The organism is Pallidibacillus thermolactis, from assembly GCF_025660415.1.
GTDB classification, from domain to species: domain Bacteria; phylum Bacillota; class Bacilli; order Bacillales; family Caldibacillaceae; genus Pallidibacillus; species Pallidibacillus thermolactis.
The window spans coordinates 105894-129368 of sequence record NZ_JAOUSE010000003.1; the positions used below are offsets into that span (position 1 = coordinate 105894).

A 23475-nucleotide genomic window follows, 5' to 3' on the forward strand; every position below is an offset into this window, starting at 1 on the left:
TATGAAACCCCTTTATTATAGATAGAAAGACATTGTTTTATTGCAAAAAAATAATTCTATACTATATAATAACAATTTGAGTTTAATTAAAAACCTCCCCCTAATTCATTTATAATTAAAATAGCGGTCGATAATGACCGCTAAAATAACATCAACACTTAAAACCACCAATTTCATGCTTTAATTTCCGATCGAGTTCATTTAATAAAACTGAAAAAGTTTCCATATTCCAAGCTGTACGTCCGACAAATAAACCATTAACATTCGTTTGCTGAATATAATTAAGAAAGTTATCTAGCCTTACACTTCCGCCATATAATAATGGGATTTCTTGCCCCACTTTTTCTCCATACAAATCAACCAAGTTTTTGCGTAAAAAAGAATGGATTTCTCCAACATAATCAGCTTCAGCAGGGATTCCTCGTTCACCAATTGCCCATACGGGTTCATATGCAATTAACACGTGCTGAGCTTGTTCAGTTGTTACATTTTTTAAACATACTTTAAGTTGGGCAGCTAAAACTTCTTTCGAAATACCGTTATTTTTCTGATCAATACTCTCACCAATACAAACAAGTGGTCTCATACCATACTTTAAGGCGGCATGGACTTTTTTATTAATATCGACATCATTTTCATTATAATATTGTCGACGTTCAGAATGACCTAATTCAATAAGGTCTATACCAATTTCATCAAGCATCCTGGGTGAAATTTCACCAGTATAGGCCCCTCTATCTTCCCAATGCATATTTTGCGCACCTAATTTTATACGTGAACCTGACAACTCTTCTCGAATAGGTAATAAAGACGTAAAGGATGGGATAATAAACAGCTCTATATTCGGAGTAATTGATTCTGCAAGTTTCTTCAATTCTCTTGTATATGCCAGTCCCTCAGATATCGTTTTTGTCATTTTCCAATTTGTTCCTATCCATACTTTAGTCATCTTGTAAACCTTCTTCAACCCATTCACGCATCGATTTAAAAATGATCCATACTGTTGTTGCTCCTGCATCTTGATGTCCAAGGGAACGTTCACCTAATGATTTAGCCCGACCAAATTTTGCCACATAATTTTTGGTATTTTCAACGCCTTGGTGAGCTCCTTCCTCAGCTTTTCTCAAACCTTCTACTAAACTAAAATTCTTTTCAACACTTTCTTTTAAAGCGTAAACAGCAGGCTGTAAAGCATCAACCATCGTTTTATCTCTAACTTCAGCTTTTCCACGTTGCTTTATAGCTTCTAAAGCCCCCTCAAAGATCTCTGCAAGCAGTTGTAAGTCTAAAGTTTCCTTCACCTCTAACTTTTTTACACCGCCAACAAACATCGTGCCGAAAATTACACCCGATGCACCACCCATAGATGAAATCATTGACATACCAACTGTTTTGAATACATCATTTACATTTGAAAACTCTTTTCCTTTTAAGTTCTCCTCTGCTTTTGTAAATCCAACCGACATGCCAATGCCATGATCTCCATCACCGATCGCGCTATCAATTTTCGTTAAAAAAGGCTTATTTTCAACTACTTTTTGACCAACATATAAAAACATATCTCGAACTTGATTCGGTGTTAAAGAATTCATCGCTCTAATCGCCATTAAACTTTCGCCTCCTTTGTATCGATTGAATGGTTTTTTACATAATATGGAGCTTTGGCAGGTGCATCATATAATTCTTTTAATTCATCATCTAATTTAAATAAAGAAATTGAAAAGCCGCCCATTTCTTGTGTTGTGCAATAACTGTTTATATCCATATCATAAACATGAATCCCTTTTTCCGTTAAAACTTGGTGAACACGGCGATTAATAATAAACAATTCTAATAGAGTTGTAGAACCTAAACCGTTTACATAAACGGCCACTTCATCACCAGCTTGTAATTTACTTTCCATGACTAACGTATTTAAAAGTTCATCCGTTAACTGATCAGCGGGCATCATTTTTGTTCGTTTCATACCTGGTTCACCATGAATACCCATGCCTAATTCGATTTCGTCATCACCAAGTTCATATGGAAGTTCTGTCGCACCAGGGATTGATCCTGGAGAACTGGCAACACCGATCGAATACGTACGGTCTGCTGCCTTTTGAGTAACATTCGCTACTTTTTCTAAGTCCCAACCTTTTTCTGATGCCGCTCCAGCGATTTTTAAGACAAACACATCACCTGCAATCCCTCTACGATCTTCTTTCCTTTCTTCCGGTGCAGAAGCAACATCATCAGCCACTTTCACTGTTTTCGTTTGTATATCTTCGAATTCTAGTAATTCCGCAGCCATATCAAAGTTTAATACGTCACCTGCATAGTTACCATAAACAAAAAGAACGCCTTTTCCTTGATCGACCGCTTTTGCAACTTCATGAATCGTATTTGGTGTTGGAGCAGCAAATACATTACCTATTGCAACACCATCAGCTAGACCTTCTCCTACAAAGCCAAGGAATAATGGCTCATGACCACTTCCACCTCCGGTAACAATTGCCACTTTATCTTTCAAATTTTTTCGAATGATTCCGTTTACATTTTCAATTTTAATTAGTTTATCTTTATTGGCGACCATAAATCCTTCTATTGCTTCAGATACAACATTTTCTGGCTTATTAATAAATTTTTTAATCATAAGAGCACTCCAATCTTCAACCATTTTATTTTTGTTTAATTTTGTTTATTTTCATTTATTATAACTTTTAATAAATAGTGTGTCAATTTTCACTATTATATCAATATTGAACTTTAATGAATCTTTGAATATAAAATTAAATGTTGTTCGATGGAGGTGTCCAATAAGTCCTTAAAAAAGAGCGAATTGAGAAAACTTAAAGTTTCCCAGTTCGCTCTTTTGACATGTGTATGTTGCAATGTTATCACGCCAACTTCTTTCTTCAAAAAGGGACGGTTTTATCCGTAAAAATAGCAAAAGGGCCAAACCGAAGGTCAAATTCAATCGGTCAGCCCATAAATTTTAATAATCAATCAATTCTTTTATTTAATATTTACTAACTCAACTCCAACCATGTTAGCAAAATCCTCGATTTGTTCTGGTGTCACTTTAAGAGAGAAAACTGTGTGGTGACCTCCACCATATTCAATCCAGCGACGAACACCTTCATAAAAGCCAACTTTCGGTGTCCAAATTTGACGAGCTACTGGAAGATTTGGCGCTTCTTCAACCGGTGTCTTACCTTCGACTTCATACATGATCATTTTAAATTGATCACCAAAGTCAGATACCGTTACGTTAATGCCTTCACCTTCAGAACCATCAAATACAAGGCGTGCCGGTGCCTCTCGATCACCAATGCCCAAAGGATGAACTTCTACTTTAATCTTTGTGCTGGCTAATGTTGGATCGACTTCAAGCATATGTGCACCTAGAATTTCTTCATTTCCTTTCACTAAGTTGTACGTATAATCTTCCATAAATCCCGTTTTCTCATTATGAGCCATAATTTTTAATAAACGATCAAGAGCTGCTGTTTTCCAATCTCCTTCACCAGCGAAACCATACCCTTCCGCGTTTAATCTTTGTACGGCCATACCTGGTAGCTGTTTCATTCCCCATAAATCTTCAAAGTTCGTAGTAAAGGCTGTATATCCGCCTCTTTCAAGAAATTTCCGTAAAGCAATCTCGATACGGATTTGTTCTTTAACATGTTCTTCAAAATATTTAGGATCATTGTCTCCAATCACAAATTCATATTTTTCTTGGCATTCATCATAAATTTCATTAATCTCTTGTTCTGTCACATCTTTCATTTCAGCTACAAGATCGCCGATACCATAATAATCAACTGTCCACCCAAACTTAATCTGAGCTTCAATTTTATCACCTTCTGTAACGGCTACATTTCTCATGTTATCTCCGAATCTTGCAACTTTAATATTGAAACTCTCATTATACGCTACGGCAACATTCATCCAATCTGCAATTTGTTTTTGTACATTTTTATCTTTCCAATACCCTACGACAACCTTATTTCTTTTGTCTAATCTTGCATTAATATAGCCATATTCACGATCTCCATGGGCACTTTGATGTAGATTCATGTAGTCCATATCAATTGTTTTCCAAGGGATATGGTCAAGAAACTGTGTAGCTAAATGAAGCAATGGTTTTTGCAGTAGTTTTGTACCTCTAATCCAGTTTTTAGCAGGAGAAAAAGTATGCATCCACGTAATGACACCTGCTACATGGTCGTTATAGTTAACATCTTTCATGACTTGAGTAATACTATCAGCTGTTGTTGCAACTGTTTTAAAAACAACTTTATATGGTAGCTTACCACTTTCATTTAATTCATCAATAATTTTAATAGTGTTTTTTTCAACTTCTTCTAATGCCTCGGGTCCATACAAATGTTGACTCCCAACAACAAACCAAAATTCATAATTTCTTGTTTTTAACATACGCATAACCTCCAATGGAAAATAATCTATTTTGTTTGACCGTAATAGGCGTTTTTCCCATGTTTTCTTAAAAAGTGTTTGTCTAAAAGGTATTGATCCATGTCAATACGGTGTGGATTTAGTTGTATCGTATGATATGTCATCTTTGCGACTTCTTCTAAAACGACTGCATGATGTACGGCATCAAGAGGCGATTTGCCCCATGTAAATGGACCGTGGTCATTAACTAATACTGCTGGAATTTGATCTGGATCTAGACTTCTTTCTGTAAAAGTTTCAACGATGACATCACCGGTTTGTTTTTCATAATCCGTGACAACTTCCTCTTCCTTCATCGCTCTTGTTACTGGAACAGGACCATAAAATGTATCAGCATGTGTTGTACCTGCTGCAGGAATTTCAAGTCCAGCTTGAGCAAACACTACAGCCCAAGGAGAATGTGTATGAACAATCCCGTTAATGTTAGAAAAATGTTTATATAGCACACAATGGGTTGCTGTATCACTTGATGGTTTTAAATCACCCTCTACGACGTTTCCATCTAAATCAACGACGACCATTTTTTCTGGTGACAACTCTTCATACTCGACACCACTTGGCTTAATCACAACTAGGTTTTTTTCACGATCTATCCCGCTTACATTCCCCCAAGTAAAGGTGACCAAATTATATTTAGGTAACAACATGTTTGCTTCATAGACTTCTTTTTTTAACTCTTCTAACATCATGAATCACCCCTTTTGAAATTTTATAATCTACTTGTCTACGTGAATTTAATTTTTCTAGTGTACTAAAGTAATATAAAAAAATTCATCTCCTTTCTATTAGAATGGACTTTAATTCTTGAAACATAACTCGATGTTGCTTATAACGACAGACAAGTACATTCGTTTTATTCAAAAACTATTTTTAAAACGCTTACAATAAAATCGTATATTAATTATACGTATAAGTCAAGATTTGTAATTTTAATACGTACAAAATTAACAAAAAACAACCAAAAAAGTAAAATTTGTATACAAAAAATAGGCTGAATCACAAAAACCTCTCGACCCCACAAAACAAAAATAACAAAATAAATAAAGGATTATAGGTCCGGTTGAAAATTTGTACTGATAATATTTTTATTTATTGATTTATACTGATGACTATGCTAGCATATGATTAAGAAATTGAAAGCGCTTTTCTAAAATCTATTGATGTCGACATCATAATCAAACAAACGAAAGTTCAATACACACATGATCAGAAAGACAATTAAGGAGGGATTTTAATGGTAAATGAAAAGAAAATATCTAGTAGATTTATATATTTCTTTGGGGCCTTTGGTGGTATTCTTTTTGGCTATGATATTGGCGTTATGACTGGTGCATTACCATTTCTAAAAGAAGATTGGAATCTTCAAGATGCTAGTACTATCGGTTGGATCACTTCCTCCGTTATGTTTGGTGCCATTTTTGGTGGTGCAATGGCCGGACAACTGTCAGACCGATTAGGTCGGCGGAAGATGATTTTAATTTCAGCTATCATTTTTGTCGTTGGATCTATTTTATCCGGTATTGTACCTTTTAATGGAAGCGTTTCCCTCATCCTAGCTAGAATTTTATTAGGATTTGCTGTTGGGGCAGCCTCTGCACTAGTTCCAGCTTACATGTCAGAAATGGCTCCAGCACATCTGCGTGGACGTTTATCAGGAATTAATCAAACGATGATTGTTTCTGGTATGCTGCTTTCATATGTAGTTGATTTTTTACTAAGTGGTTTACCAACAACATGGGCTTGGCGTTCCATGCTTACGATCGCAGCTCTACCAGCCGTCATTTTATTTATTGGTGTGTTGAAATTACCTGAATCACCTCGTTTCTTAGTGAAAAACAATAAATTAGATGAAGCACGTAAAGTCTTAAGCTATATTCGTCCTAAACATGAAATTGATGCGGAAATGAAACAAATACAAGATACGATAAGAGAAGAACAAAATAAAAAGGCATCATGGGGAACACTACTTAATAGTAAATACCGTTATTTAGTTATTGCAGGTGTTGGTGTAGCCGCTTTCCAACAATTCCAAGGCGCTAACGCCATATTTTATTACATTCCATTAATTGTAGAAACAGCAACAGGAAAAGCAGCAAGTTCAGCTCTTTTATGGCCGATTATTCAAGGGATTATTCTTGTTTTAGGATCATTAGTATTCTTAGTAGTAGCTGATAAATTCAATCGTCGTACTTTATTAACTTTAGGTGGAACGATTATGGGACTTTCCTTTATCTTCCCGGCAATATTAAATGTAATCATTCCAAACGCACATCCCATGATCATCGTCGTATTTTTAAGTATTTATGTCGCATTTTATTCCTTCACATGGGCACCTTTAACATGGGTGATTGTAGGAGAAATATTCCCATTAATGATTCGTGGTCGTGCATCAGGATTAGCTTCATCCCTTAACTGGATCGGCTCTTTCTTAGTTGGGCTCCTTTTCCCAATCATGACTGCTACTATGGCTCAAGAAGCTGTATTTGCCATTTTCGGTGCGATTTGTTTACTTGGAGTGTTATTTGTACGGACATGCGTCCCTGAAACTCGTGGACGTACATTGGAGGAAATCGAAAAAATCGGAGAGATGAAAAACGTAGAAAACCATACACTAAAAATATAAATATAATCGATAAGGTTAGGTGTGTAGAGTATGAATCTAGTAGAAACTTCTAAGGCAATCCAACAGGGAAATATCTCTCTAGGAATCGAATTAGGATCAACACGAATAAAGGCGGTTTTAATCACTGACGACTTTAAAACAATAGCTTCTGGTAGCTATGTTTGGGAGAATAAATTTGAAAACGGAATTTGGACCTATTCACTCGATGAAGTTTGGAAGGGCATACAACACTGTTATACTCAAATTGCCGCCGATGTAAAAGCGAAATTTCACTGTACGATTTTAAAAATTAGTTCGATCGGTGTAAGTGCGATGATGCACGGATATTTAGCTTTTTCAGAGAATGGAAGTTTACTAACGCCTTTCCGAACTTGGCGAAATAATATAACAGAACAAGCTGCAAATAAGTTAACAAAACTTTTTAATTTTAATATTCCTGAACGTTGGAGTATTGCCCACTTGTATCAGGCTATTTTAAATAATGAGCCACATGTAAACGATATCCGTTATATCACTACATTAGCGGGCTATGTTCATTGGAAGTTATCTGGAGAAAAGGTATTAGGAATCGGAGATGCTTCTGGTGTATTTCCAATTGATGAAACTACAGGTGATTATCGAAATGATTTTTTAGAAAAATTTGAAACTCTTGAAAATGTAACCCAATACCAATGGAAAATAAAAGATATCTTACCAAAAGTTTTAAAAGCAGGTGAACATGCAGGTACTTTGACAGAGGATGGAGCTAGATTACTAGATAAAAATGGGCATCTACAAAGTGGTAGTTTAATGGCTCCTCCTGAAGGCGATGCAGGCACTGGTATGGTTTGTACCAATAGTATTCGGGAACGAAAAGGGAATGTTTCGGTCGGTACATCTGCATTTTCAATGATCGTACTTGATAAACCACTGAATAAAGTTTATCGTGACATCGATATCGTCACAACACCTACGGGAAGTCCGGTCGCAATGGTACACATTAACAATTGTTCATCCGATATTAATGCTTGGGCTCAAATTTTTAAAGAATTTGCTGAACGTCTCGGTATTGATTTAAAAGCTGATCGCTTGTTTGAAACATTATTATTCGCTTCTACGAAAGCTGATCCTGATGCAGGAGGACTAGTTAATTACAGCTACTTATCAGGCGAAAATATTACCAAGATGCCTGCTGGTCGTCCACTTTTTGTTAGGGAGCCAAATAGCAGGTTTACATTAGCAAATTTTGTGCTAACCCAGTTATACGCTGCTTTTGCACCACTGAAAATCGGAATGGATATTTTAAAACATGAAGAAAAAATCAATATGGATGTCTTAATCGCACAAGGTGGATTATTTAAAACACCTGTTATCGGTCAACAAGTACTTGCTAATGCATTAAATATACCGATCACCGTCATGAGTACCGCAGGTGAAGGTGGAGCCTGGGGAATGGCTGTATTAGCGGTATATGCGAAATACGCCAAAAAATATCCATGTCTGGAAGACTTTTTGGATACAGAAGTATTCACTAATCTTGAAAGTATCACACTAAGTCCAGAACCTGAAGGTGTTGCTGGATACGAACAGTTTATAGAAAAGTATCAAGATGGTCTACCAATCGAAGAAACCGCTATTAAGTGCCTTTGATAAAAAATAAATCTGTTAAACATAATCATTGTTAAGAATCCGTTGCTGTCACTACACTCTTCTTATAGTGACAGCATTTTTTCCTTCTTCGTACCATTCCAAATCGATGTACTCTCTTATTTTTTTGTTTAATAGATTCCCGTATGATATAATCTATCCGTATAAATAGCACTTTTAATCGATCAAAATACAATACAAATATTTTTGCAAAAATTATAATACAGAAGGAATGAACTATGACAAAAAAATACGAACGAATAACACGCGATATTCGTGAAAAAATCTTATCAGAAGAGTATAAAATAAAAGAAAAACTACCGACAGAATCTGAACTGATGGAGATTTATCAAGTAAGTAGGTTCACCGTTAGACGAGCAATCGACGAACTTGAAAAAGATAATCTTGTTTACCGTATTCAAGGTGGGGGTATATTTGTAAATGACTGGAAAGGGCAACCAAAATCCTCTGACAAAAATAAAACAATTGGTCTAATTACAACTCATATATCTGATTACATTTTTCCTAATATTATCTCAGGTATTGATGAATATATATCAAAAAGTGGTCATTCTATACTTATCGCCAATACGAAAAACAACCCTGAAAAAGAACGGAAAAGCTTAACAAATCTATTATCTAACAACTTATCCGGTTTAATTATTGAGCCCACAAAAAGCGCATTGAACAATACAAACAAAAGTATATATGAGAATATTAAATCAATGGGCATACCCATGTTATTTATTAATGCAGTATACGATGACTTTGATACCCCTTATTTAATCATGGATGATGTCAAAGTTGGTGAGATGGTTACTAACTACTTATTCTCACAGGGGCATGAACATATTGTGGGAATATTTAAGGTCGATGATAAACAAGGTATTCAAAGGATGAATGGATTTATTAAGGCTTATCAAGAACACCCTAGTATTTCAAATATGGGTGATATTTTAATGTATCAAACGGAAGAAAATAAAACCGACCTGTTTAAAAAACTACAAACAATTCTTTCAAGAACGAAGTTAGCGCCAACAGCTATTGTTTGTTATAACGATCAATTAGCAATTCAGCTTATTAACTTTTTAAATGAGATTGGTTTAAAGGTTCCGGATGATATTTCGATTACTGGTGTTGATGATTATGCCTTTTCAAGATTTATCCAACCAAGTTTAACTACCGTTCGTCATCCCCAAGAGCAAATGGGGCTTGACGCCGGTAAAATGATTATTGATATGGTAAATAAGCAGAAGGTCCAATCAAAGATATATGAACCTGAATTCATTATTAGAAACTCCGTTAAGAAAATCAATTAATGTAAAAACCTTGGTTTACTATAACAAAAAAGTAACCAAGGTTTTCATTTAATCATCATATACTTCTATCGTCCTTATCTATAAATAAATCGAAAATGGATTTTTCCCTTTTTTCTTTGAAGCTTGATCGGCATGTTTATATAATGTTTCTAGATCTTCGCCATGGTATGGTGCATAACGAAACTGATTTGTTGTTTTTTGAAAATCCCACTCGTCAATATTCTGCTTTTTTTCGTAATATTTAAGTAATCGATAGGTTGTTGACTCCATTCGATCAGCAGTTTCACTATCAAAATAGTAATATACTTTATCTATATTTTCTAAAGCATAAAGAACCGTTTCTTCAATACGTTCCACTTGAAACTGATTATTCTCTTTTACAAGAGATTCAAGTTTAACATGATTGATCATCGCGAACTATGGCGATGACCGATGCAAACATAATCATAATTGCAAATAAACGCAACCGAAAGTTCCCATTCACTTAGATCACCCTAGTAATGTAAATATGTATACATCTCTATTTTACAGCACTTTTATAATAGAGATAGAGAACTAAATTATTGCAATAATGAAACTTTATAAACAATCTAAGGGCTATCCTTACAAATAAGAAAGCCGAGAAACTGTCGACGATAAAAAATCAATCCACAGATTCTCGGCTTGAATTTTGAAATTAAACGGCTACCTCATTTTCAGACAGAAAGCACATCTTGTTCTTTTTTCTTCTTCATTCCCGTTTTTACAGGTTTAACTTGTTTTTCTTTTACTTTGACCTTCTGTTTTTCTGCTTTTGGTGCAACTTCTTTTGAGACGACTTTAACGAGTGAAATCATCATAAAGACGATAATAACCGTAAATGGCAGAGCTGCAACAAGGGATGCTGACTGTAATCCTGTTAGGCCACTTGTCGATAATAATACTAATGCAATTGAACTGATTAGTACTCCCCAAACAATGCGCATACCAATTGGCGGATTGGTACTTCCATTTTCGGACATACTACTTAAAATATATGCTGCAGAGTCTGCAGATGTTATTAGAAACGTAAAGATTAATATAATGGTGACTACTGATAAAATTTCCGTAATTGGCAACGTTTCAAACAGTGTAAAAATCGCCAATGTAATATCATTATTGGTTACAGTCGCAATATTGGAACCTTTAAATAGATCCATATATAAAGATGTTCCGCCAAAAACAGCCATCCACATCATCGAAAGTAATGCTGGTGCGACCATGACTCCGATTATAAATTCACGAATCGTCCGTCCTCGTGAAATACGTGCGAAAAAAGCTCCTACGAATGGCGACCAAGCAATGGTCCAAGCCCAATAAAAGATCGTCCATTCATGTACCCAATGCTCACCACTGTATGGTGTCATATTTAATGAATAACTAATGAAATTCGAAATATAATCTCCAATGGCAACTGTAAATGTCTCCATTATAAATACAGTTGGTCCTGCGAAAAATACGAAAATCATTAATAATATGGCTAAAGCTAAGTTCGCATTACTTAACCATTTGATTCCCTTGTTTAAACCAGATGTTGAGGACAAGAGAAAGAGAACCGTCATTATAGCGATAATCGCCAATTGAACCCAAAAATGAATTGGTGTATTAAAAACAGCATTTAAACCACCGTTTGTTTGTAGTACACCCATACCAACTGATGTTGCTACACCCATAACAGTAGCAACAATAGCTAATATATTAATTGTATTTTTAATACTTCGACTACTGCGATTTTTTGGCATCAGTGGCTGTAACGACGTTGAAATAAGTCCATTTTTCTTTTTTCGAAATTGAAAATAAGCAATAGCTAAACCAACAACTGCAAAGATCGCCCACATACTTAATCCGTAATGGAAAAACGCTTGTCCCATGGCAATTCGAGCAGCTTCAGCCGATTGGGATGTTATATCTTCCGACGGCGGATTAAAGAAATGGGTCATTGGTTCACCTACACCATAAAAGACGAGCGCAATTCCAAGACCACAAGAAAACAACATAGCAATCCATGTAAATCGACTAAATTGCGGCTTTTCCTGATCTCCGCCTAAGCGGATCTTTCCAAATTTACTAAAGGCCATATATAGACTGAAAATAACCATAGCTAAAACGGATAATAAGTAAAACCAGCCAAAATTTTCAGTCGTAAATTGGAATGCCGCTTCCGCTCCATTTGCAAATCCTTTTGGGAACATAATACCAAGCAGAACGAAAAACAATACCGTCACTGCCGATACCCAAAACACAATATTTACTTGTTTACTTCGAGACTTCATCAACTCTTCCTTTCGATTCGATTGGTTTTCCGCAATTTTGAAAAAAATTTCTATTGCTCACAATTCCTTTTGGAATTCTTGTCAAACAATAGCTAGGCAAGATGAAGGGGAAGTCGTAAAGGGATCATATCTATTACGAATTGAGGAACGTACGTAATGAGATATGAGTGGAATTTCACGAATTATTTTTCTTATCGTCGCAATGATTTCAGCCTCTCTACTTTGGAACGGACAAGTTTGCGAAGGACTTCTCACGCACCAATTGCTTCAAGTTGGAAACTAGTTATTCGTAAGCCAAAACGGTTGACTCGTAGAAAGTGTGCTTACGAACACCCCTTCTTTTAGCAAAGAGACATTGTGACAATAGGAAAAACAATTCGATAAACGTTTGAGAAGATTTAACTATTCAAACGTTTTTATTAGAACAACACATTAGGTAGGTGAGCTTCAAAACACTCACTTTCTAATATTATATTGTAGCAGATTAACGGCAGTAGTTAAAATTGGATCATGGTGGATTTGTGGGGGAGATCGGTGTTCATATTACTTATGGGTATCTTTTTACCCAATTTCCCTTTAATTCTCTAAAAATGCTCGCAAATTCTAACTTATTGTATAAAGGACACTTTCTATAAAGTTAATGAACGCACACCTTTTGCAGAAGATAGGAGCGGAAACCTTACGAATGCAGTTTTTCTCGAATTTGATGAAAAAAACTGGTTTCATAGACTTGATGAACATACTTTTCTTTTGATTTGTCGGGAAAAACCGGTTTTAGTTAGACCATGAACACACTTTTTCTTTAAAAAACGAAACAAAACTGGTTTCAGTTGGCCCATGAACACATTTTTTTACAAAACACACAACAAAACTGCTTTCAACTGCCTTTTGAACTCACTTTTTTCTTCTAAAAGCACAAAAAACTGCTTTCAACTAGTCCATGAACTCACTTTTTACTCAATACACACAATAAAACTGCTTTCAACTAACCTATGAACTCACTTTTTCCTCAAAACACACAATAAAACTGCTTTCAACTGCCTTTTGAACTCACTTTTTACTCAATACACACAAAAAAACTGCTTTCAACTAGTCCATGAACACACTTTTTCTCAAAACACACAAAAAAACTGCTTTCAACTAACCTGTGAACACACTTTTTACTCGAAAAACACAACAAAACTGCTTTCAACTAACCTATGAACTCACTTTTTACTCAATACACACAATAAAACTGCTTTCAACTAACCTATGAACTCACTTTTTACTCAATACATACAATAAAACTGCTTTCAACTAGTCCATGAACACACTTTTTCTCAAAAAACACACAAAAATTGTTTTCAGCAACCTCTTGATCAAAAAACACACGAAGACGGCTTCCATTAAACCAAAACGGTTGCTTTTCCGTAAAAAAAAGCACCCTAACACTCGTTAGGATGCTGTTCTACATTTAAAATCTTTTAAACCTTTATATCAACATTTCCACCAAGATGAGGTTAAGCAGCGTGTTGAATAGTTTTCATGCTCGTTTCACCTAACATCTCATGGATGAACTCAGCTTGGAGATGGCTTGGTCCAATACTTTATCCATAACGGATAACGAAACTTGTTGCATAACTTTTCCATGGCTTAAATCTATGGACATGAAGGCAATATCCACCATAAGCACCTTCTTTTCTCAAAGACTATTTTCTTTTATCAAAAAATGAACCACCGGTATTTTGGAGCGATGCATAGGGATTAGTATATTGACGATTCGTTTTTTTCGTTACTTTTAATTGGTTGATATCCATTTGAATATGTTGTTTTTCTTTCTGCAATATAGCATCAAGCTTTTCATTTAATTGCATCGTCTGTTTCGCTAAAGCTTGTTCACCGCCAGATAACGGTTTTTCAATTTGATCTAGGAACTGCTGTCGTTTCTCTAGTAATCGGTTAATTTCTGCAATACGCCTCTCGCGATCCTCTTCCTTCTTTTCCTCTAAATACCGAATCATTTCAGTGGTTGTTACATAAACACCTTTAATCGGATTCATTAAACAGCGCCGCCTTTAGAAAAGCTTTTTTGACGATTCAATTTTAAAACTTCCTTCCACGTATCACGAAATTCAGTGATGATCGTTTCAGCCTCTTCTAAACTTTCAATACTGTTTTTCACATTGGCTTCAATTAATTTCGTACGAGCAAAATCATACAATGGCATCATTTGTTTCGAAATTTCCACTTCCATATTTAATGTAACCATTAATTCATGAATGATATTTTGAGCTTTTTGGATATTCTCATTTTTCACTGGGATATTGTTTTCTTCAATCGCTTTCTTTGCAATCCCGATAAATTTTAAACAACCATTGTATAACATTAATGTCAGTTCGCCGGGTGAAGCGGTATTCACTGAATTTTGTTGATAAGCTTGGTATGGATTCGACATGGTCATAGGTGCTTCAACCTCACTTTATTAATTTGTACATACTCTTATTTATACAAGAAAAAAAGAATATACTACGAAAATCCTTTCAAACGAAGAATTACATAAAGAATTGGGATAGCTGCATCATTTGGTTATTCGATTGCATAATGGCTTTTTCCATCATACTAAACTGACGATAATAACGATCCTCTAGTTGCCGTAAACGTTGTTCAAATCTTTCAATACGATCTTCGTAATTGGAAATTTGCCGTCCGATCGTATATTGTTGTTCAGTCATATTCGCACTACCGGCACGGCTTTGAATACGATCTCTTGTATTTTTCACAATCTCTCTTAACTGGTGGATAATCCCTTGGTCCCCCTCCGTACTTCCACCTCTAAATAAAAGTTCTATCGATTCAGGATCTTTTTCAATCGCTTCCCGCAATTTGTTTTCATCGATTTGCAGCTTCGCACTCTGATAATCGGCGGTTGTTTTGATACCAATGGCAGAAAGTGACGTCATTTGAGGATTGAGTTCATTATTATTCACAACACGATATAATGCTGATCGCATTTGAGTAATCATGCTAGATAAAAACGGGTCCCGACGTAACAGACCACTTCTAGCCATCTCTTCCCACTTTTCTTGTTGTTTCTCTGTAAGTTCTTCCCGTTCTAAATCAGATAATGGTTCATAACTTTTATAATATGGTTCATTTAACTTCGTTTCAATTTTTTCGACAATCTCATTATATTGATCAACAAACCCCTTAATCGTTTCAAATAGTTTCTCGTTGTCGTTATTCACACTAATCGTTACAGGTTGTGCACTACCCGCTTCCATTGTATTTTTTAACGTAAAAGATACGCCGTTGATAGTAAAGGTGTTGGAGGATCTTTCCGTTTTTAATCCGTTAATCGTGAACTCTGCATTATGACCGTCATTATACAGCGTTGACTCTTCCAGCTCGCTCAAGTTTGTACTTTCCGTAAACTCATTAAATCGTAAAATATCCGTTAAAAACCCTTTTTCTATAATAATATCGGACTTATCTTCGTCATTAAATTTACCGGTTTCCGTCCGTGTAAGTGTCACTTGATCTGTAAAGGAATCATAAAACATCATTAAGCCTAAACTCGAATTATTGACTTTATTCATCACACTATTCAAGGATGTCGTTCCACTGACGATAAAGTTCTCATACATTTTACCTTCTGAAGTATGGGTGGCTAAGTCAAACGTGAAGTAATTTTGCTTAGATGTAATGTCGATATGTAATGTTTCTGTTTCATCTGTAAACTGCTCTTCCAAAAAATGATCTGTAAAAGTAATTTGGCCAGTATCATAATTTATCGTGGCGATTACTTCTTCTCCACGTTTAAAGTTCCCCATTCGTGATCCATTTTGTTCATTTCCATCTCGTATTATCGGTTCATCGGTAAAAGTGGTGTCCCCAATGGTAATATTGATACTTCCTTCTTTAAGTGCACCTGTGATTTGAATCGTATTTTGAATTTTGTCATCTTTTTTAGTTAACGTTCGCGTTTCTTTCTTTTCATTGACAACATAATCAACTTCCACGACATCATTAATATTTAACGTGTTTTTAAACTCAATCGTTCCATCTGAATGGACGAAAGCTACATTTTCATCTGTATCTGGCCAACTTTTACCCTCTTCTTCGGAAGTCTTAAAAATAACGTTGATCCCTTTTCCATTCACTTTAATTGAAATATCAGTAGAAAATGAATCCGATTCATTATTTTGTAATGTTTGTCCTTCTTTTAAGTTTAATTTCACAACTTTTCGATTATCGTGATTAATTTTAATTGATTCACTTTCTAATCCACCTTGTTTCCATTCAAAATCGGCGTTTTTAAACGAATCGCTAATAAAATAAAGGCCTTTATTTACATCAACTTTATGATTCTTATCGGCTGATATTCCTTCTGCATTTTTCATTGTCGCAGCCTTTGCTAATCGTGTAATCTCAGAAATTGTATACGTACCTGTTCCCGCTCCATTTGCTACCGTTGCTGTAACGAAATCTTCATTCGTACTTGTCACACTACGGATACGATAATTTTGCGTACGTGTAAATTCAAACAATTCATTCTGAAAGTCAAATAAAAGTTTATTAATTTCGCGATAAGCATCCCGCTTCCACTCTAACAATGTTTTTTCCTTTTCAATTTTTGTCAGTGGAATTCGTTCGGCTTTCATTAAGTCGGAAACGATGGAGTCAATATCCATACCACTTGCTAAACCACTAACCCGTACACCAACCATGATAGTTTCACTTCCTTTTCCATTCCTTCTATCAAATCTTCTCATTTATTATTAAACCGATTCGTTCCGCCATTGCCGCATATAAATCGAGCATTTTTTTTGGCGGCACTTCTCGAATGACTTCCTTTGTTTCCTCATCAATAATTTGGACATAATATTCTCCAAGTTTTTCATGCATCGTAAATTTTAAAGCAGTGTATGTAGGGCTCAAAAAATCATTTAAGGCTTGGATTACATCTTGAACTTGTTTTTTACCTCCATCAACTTGTCCTGCTGCTTTAGGACCCTCATATCCTTTTGTATCATATTTGGACGGATAAATCTCTTCTTTTAATGAGTTTGTTAGCCTACTTACTGTATCTGTATTTACCATTCGATGGGAAGCAATATGTTTTACCATTCAACATCCCCCTAAAGTTTTTTCGCACATAGATATCTACTTTTTTTATCGGCATAAAGAAAAAAGATTTAACGAATAAATCATATATTCAAAAGATAACAGGCTTCATTCCAAATACAATCCTTGTACACACAAATATAACGCTATGATTGAAACTTTTTTAATGAAAAGGCGCTCTAAATTCAGATTAAGAAAAAACTGGTCACCGTTCTGTAAATAATGTTTGCAAATACAGAAAAGTGTGTTAACATGGAATCGTTAAAAAATTTAATATTGAACCACTAGGGGAGCCTTTGAGAAAGGCTGAGATTAAAGTGTGGACTTTAAGACCCTTAGAACCTGATCTGGACAATGCCAGCGTAGGGAAGTGGAATTTTGGAACATGACCAATTTGGTTCATGTTTATGTTCACATGCCACTTTCCGCAATGGAAAGTGGCTTTTTAATATTCAAATGCGCTTGAAAGGAAGGACTTATGTGGAATTACACGCCATAACAGACGGGAAAAAAACCGCTACAGAGTTGGTCAAGGCTATTTTAGCCATTGCTGATGAGGTGGACTATATCCATATTCGAGAAAAAACAAAACAGACAAGTGAAGTCATTCAACTGGTAGAGCAGCTTTTAACAAAAGGTGTACAAAAAAAAACTCGTGATCAATGACCGGCTGGATGTTGCACTATTAACCGGGATACCGAATGTTCATCTTCCTGGAGCTGGATTGCCTGTCAAGTTAGTCAAACAAAAATTTCCTGAAATTAAAGTGGGTGTAAGTGTACATTCACTAGCAGAAGCGGTTATCGCAGCAGAAGATGGTGCTGATTATTGTCTATTTGGCCATGTATTTCCAACAAATAGTAAAAAAGGGATACCGGGAAAAGGGACAAAATTGTTGAAAGAAATTGTGCAAAAAGCAGGCATTCCTGTTCTGGCAATCGGCGGGATCACACCCGATAATATGACAGAGGTTGCGGCCACAAAAGTAAGTGGCATTGCAGTAATGTCGGCTATTCTTTCTGCACAAAATCCAAAAGAAGCAGCAAAACTTTTTCGGAAAGAAAGGGATTGATTATGCAACTCGTTATTAACGGTCAACAAGTGGAAGTGGAAAATGGGATCAAAAATATAGAAGATTTATTACACCATTTCCAATTGCAAGAAAGAATTGTGGTTATCGAACAAAATGGGGAAATAGTCGAAAAAGGACAATATGACATTCAACCCGTCAATGACGGTGACAGAATTGAAATTGTTCAATTTGTTGGAGGAGGATGAAAAACATGTTAAAAATTGGAGATAAAACATTTCGGTCACGACTATTATTAGGTACAGGAAAATTCCCGTCCTTTGAAATTCAAAAGAAAGCCGTTGAAGTGTCTGAGACGGAAATTTTAACGTTCGCAGTAAGAAGAATGAATATTTTTGAACCTTCGCAGCCAAATTTTTTAGAAATGCTTGACCTTTCAAAGTATTCCCTGTTACCAAATACCGCTGGAGCAAAAACGGCCGAAGAAGCGGTTAGAATTGCCAAACTTGCCAAAGCTTCAGGTTTATGTGACATGGTAAAAGTCGAAGTCATTGGCGATGATCAAACATTATTGCCGGACCCGATTGAAACATTACGCGCATCTGAAATGTTACTGGAAGAAGGATTCATTGTTCTTCCGTATACGTCCGATGATGTGGTTTTGGCAAAAAGGTTAGAAGAGTTAGGTGTTCATGCCATTATGCCGGGCGCTTCTCCGATAGGATCCGGTCAAGGGATTGTCAATCCTTTGAATCTATCATTTATTATTGAACAGGCCAATGTCCCGGTTATTGTGGATGCAGGTATCGGGTCACCGGCGGATTGTGCCCTGGCGATGGAAATGGGGGCGGATGGAGTATTATTAAATACGGCCGTATCGGGTGCAAAAGACCCGGTAAAAATGGCAAAAGCAATGAAGTTAGCTGTAGAAGCGGGCAGACTCGGATATGAAGCAGGACGGATTCCGAAAAAATGGTATGCTGAGGCAAGCAGTCCGACAGAAGGAATGTTAACACCATAATGGAACGTTATTCACGACAAATGTTATTTTCAGAAATTGGTGAGGAAGGGCAAAAAAAGCTACTGGATAGCCATGTCCTCATTGTCGGCGCAGGAGCACTTGGTTCAGCCAGTAGTGAAATGTTGGCCCGGGCCGGCATCGGTAAAATCACGATTATTGACCGGGATTATGTTGATTGGAGTAATCTTTCCCGCCAACAATTATATACCGAAGAAGACGTCAAACAACAGTTACCAAAAGCGATTGCTGCGAAAAAGCATTTACAATCGATTAATTCCAATATTTCCATTGAAGCGATAGTCGGTGATTTCTCCCTTGAATATGAAGATGTAGTAAAACACGTCGACTTCATGATTGACGCGACTGACAATTTTGAAACGAGATTTTTTATGAATGATGTAGCAATGAAGCATGGGATACCGTGGATTTATGGCGCTGTCGTCCGAAGTTATGGGACGACGGTTTCTATCGTACCACATAAGACACCGTGTTTTCATTGTCTCCTTGATGCCATTCAATCTGACGGCATGACCTGTGATACAGTTGGTGTAATTAGCCCGGCAGTTCAAGTGGTTTCTTCTTATCAAGTAACCGAAGCATTAAAATATTTAGTGTCAGGGGAAGTGTCAAAGCAATTAGTTTCCTTTGATGTTTGGACAAGGCAATATTCATCGGTTAATCTGACAAAGTTAAAGAAGGCGGATTGTCCATCCTGTGGAAAAAACCCAACGTATCCATTTTTGTCCCGGGACAATCAATTAAAAACAGCAGTGTTGTGCGGGCGAAATACGGTACAAATCCGGCCACAACAAAAACAAGTAACCTCTCTTGCAGAGATTAAAAATCATTTACGTCCACTCGTGAAAGATTTAAAAGGAAACGATTATTTATTGTCCTTTACAGTAGAGAATCATCGTGTCGTCCTATTTCAAGACGGCAGAGCCTTGATTCATGGAACGAAAGAAGAGAAAAAAGCGAGGAATATCTATCAACGATTTTTCGGGGCATAATCTGAACATGACAATTTAACAGACAATGTTTTCAACAAAAAGCTCCAGAGTCGGAGAGGAACAGGACGTTTGATAACCTTAAATGAAACTCTACTTCTTCCTGTTCTCTCTCCCATAAACATGACGGTTTTCTTGTTTGTTATCTTTTAAATTTCTTTAACAGCGGCAGTTCGCAGTTCATCTACGTAGGTTCTCATGACAAGAGAAAACGGGACCTCTCTAAAGGCATGCTTAAGACAAATAAGAAGAACATGATCTTTTATGAAAAAACAATCACTTTTTAAAGTTAAAGGCTGATCGAAATTGATCAGCCCATATATTGGTCTATTATTCTTCTTCATTGTTTTCACTTTGGACAGGAATATCATGGATCTCAACCTTTGCACCAATCAATTCAAAAATGATTTTTGCTTGATCGGTATTATCTAGGTGGCCGGCAAATTTTTCACTGGATGGACCGAAGGCGTATACATTCACATCCTCTCCCGTGTGTCCACCTGTTGTCCATCCGGTATTGGAACGTGTATCATAAATTTTTTCAATGGCATCATCCACAATTGTTCGCAAATCTTCATCTCCTGAATGTAACGCCTCTTTAACCGATTGAATTTCCTCGTCCGTTAGTTCAAAACCAACGTTTTGAATGGTTAAAACTTCTTCAATTGGTTTACCTTCATCCACTAATTGGGCTGCCATCCAATCAGGAGTTGCATTGGCTGCTTTAATGGGTGCTGGATCCCAAATATAGTTCGATCCTTGAGCTAAAGAAAATCCGCCAGTGGAGTGATCGGCAGTGGCAACGACTAATGTATGTCCATCTTCTTTCGCAAAATCAATCGCGACTTTAAAGGCCTCTTCAAAACTTGCCATCTCACTCATAGTTCCGACAATATCGTTATCGTGACCAGCCCAATCAATTTGACTACCTTCTACCATTAAGAAAAAACCCTCTTCAATTTGATTTAACCGTTCAATTGCTTCTTTCGTCATTTCCGCTAAGGAAGGTTGTTCATCTGGACGATCAAGTTCTTTATCCATCCCCACCGGTGCAAATAAACCGAGCACTTTTTCATTATGATCCTTTCTTAATTCCTCAGCGGTTTTCACATAGCTATATCCAGCATCTTGAAACTCTTGGGCAAGATTACGATCTTCTCGTTCAAAAAACGCTATACCGCCTCCTAAAATGACATCGATTTTATGTTCATCATGAATCATTTCATCAAAATAATCATCGGCAATTTCATTTTGATTATTTCGACTAGGATCATGGGCTCCATAACTGGCCGGGGTGGCATGGGTCACCTCAGATGTCGAAACGATACCAGTCGCCTTCCCTTGTTCCTTCGCTGCTTCTAAAACAGTTTTCACTTCTGTCCCGCCATCATTATCAATGTTTACTGAATTGTTATACGTTTTAATTCCGCTAGCCATGGATGTCGCCGAAGCAGCAGAGTCGGTAATATTTTCCTCCGGATCTTCTGGATAGGTCATTTGCTGACCGACTAAGTATTCATCAAAAGCGGTTTTTTCTACGAATTGTGTGGTAGGGTCATCCTTTAAGTAACGATAAGCGGAAGTATAGGAAACACCCATCCCGTCACCGATTAAGAAAATAATATTTTTTACTTCATCAGTCTTTGTTGCATCATCTTTTTCAGCCGTTTGTTCGGTTACATTCCTTTGTTCATCGGTTTCCTCCGGCACATCGGAACTTTCAGCCGCACCTGAACAACCCGCTAATGCAATCGCCGATGCTGCAGCTAGTGGTACAATCTTTTTCTTCCAATCTTTTATGACCATCTGATTCCCTCCTAACATACATCTACATACAACATACGAAAATAATGTTTAAAGGGAATAAATGGAAGTTAAATGTTTTATAAATGTTTTGTAAATAGTCGGGAACTATGCAGGAACTGGTGTTTCTAGAAGACTAATTATGTAGGCTTTCTCTATGTAAATTGGATTCATTTATTCTTGCCTATTATTTCAGAGAAAGTATTAGGCAGGCATTTAAGGGGCATTTTTTTCAAAAAAGACAGAGAGCCATGTAGGACCCTCTGCCATATCGAAGATTAACGAAGAAGTTGAAGTACACCTTGTGGTAATTGGTTCGCTTGAGCAAGCATCGCTTGAGAAGCTTGTGCTAAAATCGCATTCTTCGTTTGTTCCATCATCTCTTTCGCCATATCAACATCACGGATACGAGATTCAGCTGCTGTTAGGTTTTCAGAAGATGTGCTTAAGTTGTTGATTGTGTGTTCTAGACGGTTTTGGTTAGCACCAAGTTTTGCTCTTTCGTCAGATACTAATTTAATAGCCCCATCTAAAGTATCAACTGCCGCATCTGCACCTTCTTGTGTTGAGATATCAAGACCGTTTACTGTCAATCCAGTTGAAGACATATCTCCGATACTGATTGTTATAGCTTGTCCTGAGTTAGCACCGATATGAAAGACTTTATCTGAGAAGTTTCCATCTAACAATTTTTGCGTATTGAATTCTGTGTCTGTAGAGATACGGTCGATTTCACCGATTAACTCTGCAACTTCTGCTTGTAATGCTGCACGATCGTCATCTGTATTAGTATCATTTGCAGATTGAACTGCTAGTTCACGCATACGTTGTAAAATGGCATGCGTTTCGTTTAAAGCACCTTCAGCAGTTTGGATTAAGGAAATTCCGTCTTGAGCGTTTTTCGCTGCCATGTCTAAACCGCGGATTTGTCCACGCATTTTTTCAGAGATGGCAAGACCTGCTGCGTCATCTCCTGCACGGTTGATGCGAAGACCGGAAGATAATTTCTCCATAGATTTTAATTGTGCGTTGTTTGCATTGCCTAATTGACGATACGTATTAAGTGCTGCAATATTGTGGTTAATTCTCATTTCATTTTCCTCCTTGAATTAGTTTAGATGAACTTCCTTTTTCATCTTGATCCTTCTTTGTTAGAATCCGGAATTGGTTGTTTTCCAACAAAAAAGGACGAGT

The 23475-nt window shown here is 36.5% G+C and carries 21 protein-coding genes and 1 riboswitch; of the genes, 8 read left to right on the top strand and 13 right to left on the bottom strand.

Going from position 1 to position 23475, the window contains the following annotated elements:
* Nucleotides 1–151: 151 nt before the first annotated feature.
* The 5 genes from OEV82_RS02165 to OEV82_RS02185 form a co-directional block, all read right to left on the bottom strand.
* Entirely contained in the window at nucleotides 152–949 is a 798-nt protein-coding gene (locus OEV82_RS02165; RefSeq protein ID WP_173658343.1) for a triose-phosphate isomerase, read from the bottom strand.
* The gene (dhaL, locus tag OEV82_RS02170; protein WP_263060849.1) at nucleotides 942–1607 is read right to left on the bottom strand and encodes a dihydroxyacetone kinase subunit DhaL; all 666 of its coding nucleotides are present in this window, start codon (nucleotides 1605–1607) and stop codon (nucleotides 942–944) included. Before dhaL ends, OEV82_RS02165 begins: the two co-directional genes overlap by 8 nt.
* Nucleotides 1607–2632, bottom strand: a complete 1026-nt coding sequence (locus OEV82_RS02175) for a dihydroxyacetone kinase subunit DhaK (RefSeq protein ID WP_317634293.1) — start codon at nucleotides 2630–2632, stop codon at nucleotides 1607–1609. The genes dhaL and OEV82_RS02175 overlap by 1 nt, the downstream gene beginning before the upstream one ends.
* A gap of 362 nt (nucleotides 2633–2994) precedes the next feature.
* Nucleotides 2995–4419, bottom strand: coding sequence for an L-arabinose isomerase (gene araA, locus OEV82_RS02180; protein ID WP_263060850.1), 1425 nt, complete (start codon nucleotides 4417–4419; stop codon nucleotides 2995–2997).
* A 26-nt stretch (nucleotides 4420–4445) separates the two neighbouring features.
* A complete protein-coding gene (locus OEV82_RS02185; protein WP_263060851.1) occupies nucleotides 4446–5144 on the bottom strand; it encodes an L-ribulose-5-phosphate 4-epimerase in 699 nt (232 codons plus the stop codon).
* Nucleotides 5145–5692: 548 nt separating this feature from the next.
* Here OEV82_RS02185 and OEV82_RS02190 point away from each other — a divergent pair.
* The 3 genes from OEV82_RS02190 to OEV82_RS02200 all read left to right on the top strand — a co-directional run bounded on the left by OEV82_RS02190 (nucleotide 5693) and on the right by OEV82_RS02200 (nucleotide 10026).
* Complete coding sequence (locus OEV82_RS02190; protein ID WP_263060852.1) at nucleotides 5693–7081, top strand: sugar porter family MFS transporter; 1389 nt, start codon at nucleotides 5693–5695, stop codon at nucleotides 7079–7081.
* A 30-nt stretch (nucleotides 7082–7111) separates the two neighbouring features.
* Nucleotides 7112–8710 carry a xylulokinase gene (locus tag OEV82_RS02195; protein ID WP_173658247.1) on the top strand — a complete coding sequence of 533 codons (1599 nt, stop codon included), beginning with the start codon at nucleotides 7112–7114 and terminating at the stop codon, nucleotides 8708–8710.
* A gap of 236 nt (nucleotides 8711–8946) precedes the next feature.
* On the top strand, nucleotides 8947–10026 hold the full coding sequence (locus OEV82_RS02200; RefSeq protein ID WP_173658248.1) for a GntR family transcriptional regulator: 1080 nt from the start codon (nucleotides 8947–8949) through the stop codon (nucleotides 10024–10026).
* Nucleotides 10027–10104: 78 nt separating this feature from the next.
* On the opposite strand, the gene OEV82_RS02205 is transcribed toward OEV82_RS02200, so the two are convergent.
* The 6 genes from OEV82_RS02205 to flaG form a co-directional block, all read right to left on the bottom strand.
* Complete coding sequence (locus OEV82_RS02205) at nucleotides 10105–10437, bottom strand: hypothetical protein (protein WP_263060853.1); 333 nt, start codon at nucleotides 10435–10437, stop codon at nucleotides 10105–10107.
* A gap of 284 nt (nucleotides 10438–10721) precedes the next feature.
* Nucleotides 10722–12317 carry a BCCT family transporter gene (locus OEV82_RS02210; RefSeq protein ID WP_263060854.1) on the bottom strand — a complete coding sequence of 532 codons (1596 nt, stop codon included), beginning with the start codon at nucleotides 12315–12317 and terminating at the stop codon, nucleotides 10722–10724.
* Between the two features lie 1688 nt (nucleotides 12318–14005).
* Nucleotides 14006–14356, bottom strand: coding sequence for a flagellar protein FliT (locus OEV82_RS02215; protein ID WP_263060855.1), 351 nt, complete (start codon nucleotides 14354–14356; stop codon nucleotides 14006–14008).
* The gene (gene fliS / locus OEV82_RS02220; RefSeq protein ID WP_263060856.1) at nucleotides 14356–14757 is read right to left on the bottom strand and encodes a flagellar export chaperone FliS; all 402 of its coding nucleotides are present in this window, start codon (nucleotides 14755–14757) and stop codon (nucleotides 14356–14358) included. Before fliS ends, OEV82_RS02215 begins: the two co-directional genes overlap by 1 nt.
* Nucleotides 14758–14848: 91 nt before the next feature.
* Nucleotides 14849–17068 (bottom strand): flagellar filament capping protein FliD, encoded by a 2220-nt coding sequence (fliD, locus tag OEV82_RS02225; RefSeq protein ID WP_263060858.1) that lies wholly within the window; start codon nucleotides 17066–17068, stop codon nucleotides 14849–14851.
* Nucleotides 17055–17423 carry a flagellar protein FlaG gene (flaG, locus tag OEV82_RS02230; protein WP_263060859.1) on the bottom strand — a complete coding sequence of 123 codons (369 nt, stop codon included), beginning with the start codon at nucleotides 17421–17423 and terminating at the stop codon, nucleotides 17055–17057. Before flaG ends, fliD begins: the two co-directional genes overlap by 14 nt.
* Before the next feature lie 273 nt (nucleotides 17424–17696).
* Nucleotides 17697–17806, top strand: a riboswitch (TPP riboswitch).
* A 94-nt stretch (nucleotides 17807–17900) separates the two neighbouring features.
* Here flaG and OEV82_RS02235 point away from each other — a divergent pair.
* The 5 genes from OEV82_RS02235 to OEV82_RS02255 are packed head-to-tail and all read left to right on the top strand — an operon-like array spanning nucleotide 17901 to nucleotide 20481.
* A complete protein-coding gene (locus tag OEV82_RS02235; protein WP_263060860.1) occupies nucleotides 17901–18086 on the top strand; it encodes a beta/alpha barrel domain-containing protein in 186 nt (61 codons plus the stop codon).
* Complete coding sequence (locus OEV82_RS02240) at nucleotides 18076–18492, top strand: thiamine phosphate synthase (RefSeq protein ID WP_263060862.1); 417 nt, start codon at nucleotides 18076–18078, stop codon at nucleotides 18490–18492. Before OEV82_RS02235 ends, OEV82_RS02240 begins: the two co-directional genes overlap by 11 nt.
* Before the next feature lie 2 nt (nucleotides 18493–18494).
* Nucleotides 18495–18698: a sulfur carrier protein ThiS gene (gene thiS / locus OEV82_RS02245; RefSeq protein ID WP_173661382.1), complete on the top strand. Its 204-nt coding sequence runs from the start codon at nucleotides 18495–18497 to the stop codon at nucleotides 18696–18698.
* A 5-nt stretch (nucleotides 18699–18703) separates the two neighbouring features.
* Nucleotides 18704–19471, top strand: a complete 768-nt coding sequence (locus tag OEV82_RS02250; RefSeq protein WP_173661384.1) for a thiazole synthase — start codon at nucleotides 18704–18706, stop codon at nucleotides 19469–19471.
* On the top strand, nucleotides 19471–20481 hold the full coding sequence (locus OEV82_RS02255; protein WP_377701111.1) for a ThiF family adenylyltransferase: 1011 nt from the start codon (nucleotides 19471–19473) through the stop codon (nucleotides 20479–20481). The genes OEV82_RS02250 and OEV82_RS02255 overlap by 1 nt, the downstream gene beginning before the upstream one ends.
* 327 nt (nucleotides 20482–20808) lie before the next feature.
* Here OEV82_RS02255 and OEV82_RS02260 read toward each other — a convergent pair whose 3' ends face one another.
* Both OEV82_RS02260 and OEV82_RS02265 read right to left on the bottom strand, forming a co-directional pair.
* Nucleotides 20809–22284, bottom strand: a complete 1476-nt coding sequence (locus OEV82_RS02260; RefSeq protein WP_317634294.1) for an alkaline phosphatase — start codon at nucleotides 22282–22284, stop codon at nucleotides 20809–20811.
* Between the two features lie 275 nt (nucleotides 22285–22559).
* Nucleotides 22560–23372, bottom strand: a complete 813-nt coding sequence (locus OEV82_RS02265; RefSeq protein WP_173658980.1) for a flagellin N-terminal helical domain-containing protein — start codon at nucleotides 23370–23372, stop codon at nucleotides 22560–22562.
* Nucleotides 23373–23475: the final 103 nt, after the last annotated feature.

Coding starts and splice junctions, on each gene's coding strand:
- OEV82_RS02165 (WP_173658343.1), bottom strand. CDS start 949: ATGACTAAAGTATGGATAGGAACAAATTGGAAAATGACAAAAACGATA.
- dhaL (WP_263060849.1), bottom strand. CDS start 1,607: ATGGCGATTAGAGCGATGAATTCTTTAACACCGAATCAAGTTCGAGAT.
- OEV82_RS02175 (WP_317634293.1), bottom strand. CDS start 2,632: ATGATTAAAAAATTTATTAATAAGCCAGAAAATGTTGTATCTGAAGCA.
- araA (WP_263060850.1), bottom strand. CDS start 4,419: ATGTTAAAAACAAGAAATTATGAATTTTGGTTTGTTGTTGGGAGTCAA.
- OEV82_RS02185 (WP_263060851.1), bottom strand. CDS start 5,144: ATGTTAGAAGAGTTAAAAAAAGAAGTCTATGAAGCAAACATGTTGTTA.
- OEV82_RS02190 (WP_263060852.1), top strand. CDS start 5,693: ATGGTAAATGAAAAGAAAATATCTAGTAGATTTATATATTTCTTTGGG.
- OEV82_RS02195 (WP_173658247.1), top strand. CDS start 7,112: ATGAATCTAGTAGAAACTTCTAAGGCAATCCAACAGGGAAATATCTCT.
- OEV82_RS02200 (WP_173658248.1), top strand. CDS start 8,947: ATGACAAAAAAATACGAACGAATAACACGCGATATTCGTGAAAAAATC.
- OEV82_RS02205 (WP_263060853.1), bottom strand. CDS start 10,437: ATGATCAATCATGTTAAACTTGAATCTCTTGTAAAAGAGAATAATCAG.
- OEV82_RS02210 (WP_263060854.1), bottom strand. CDS start 12,317: ATGAAGTCTCGAAGTAAACAAGTAAATATTGTGTTTTGGGTATCGGCA.
- OEV82_RS02215 (WP_263060855.1), bottom strand. CDS start 14,356: ATGAATCCGATTAAAGGTGTTTATGTAACAACCACTGAAATGATTCGG.
- fliS (WP_263060856.1), bottom strand. CDS start 14,757: ATGACCATGTCGAATCCATACCAAGCTTATCAACAAAATTCAGTGAAT.
- fliD (WP_263060858.1), bottom strand. CDS start 17,068: ATGAGAAGATTTGATAGAAGGAATGGAAAAGGAAGTGAAACTATCATG.
- flaG (WP_263060859.1), bottom strand. CDS start 17,423: ATGGTAAAACATATTGCTTCCCATCGAATGGTAAATACAGATACAGTA.
- thiS (WP_173661382.1), top strand. CDS start 18,495: ATGCAACTCGTTATTAACGGTCAACAAGTGGAAGTGGAAAATGGGATC.
- OEV82_RS02250 (WP_173661384.1), top strand. CDS start 18,704: ATGTTAAAAATTGGAGATAAAACATTTCGGTCACGACTATTATTAGGT.
- OEV82_RS02255 (WP_377701111.1), top strand. CDS start 19,471: ATGGAACGTTATTCACGACAAATGTTATTTTCAGAAATTGGTGAGGAA.
- OEV82_RS02260 (WP_317634294.1), bottom strand. CDS start 22,284: ATGGTCATAAAAGATTGGAAGAAAAAGATTGTACCACTAGCTGCAGCA.
- OEV82_RS02265 (WP_173658980.1), bottom strand. CDS start 23,372: ATGAGAATTAACCACAATATTGCAGCACTTAATACGTATCGTCAATTA.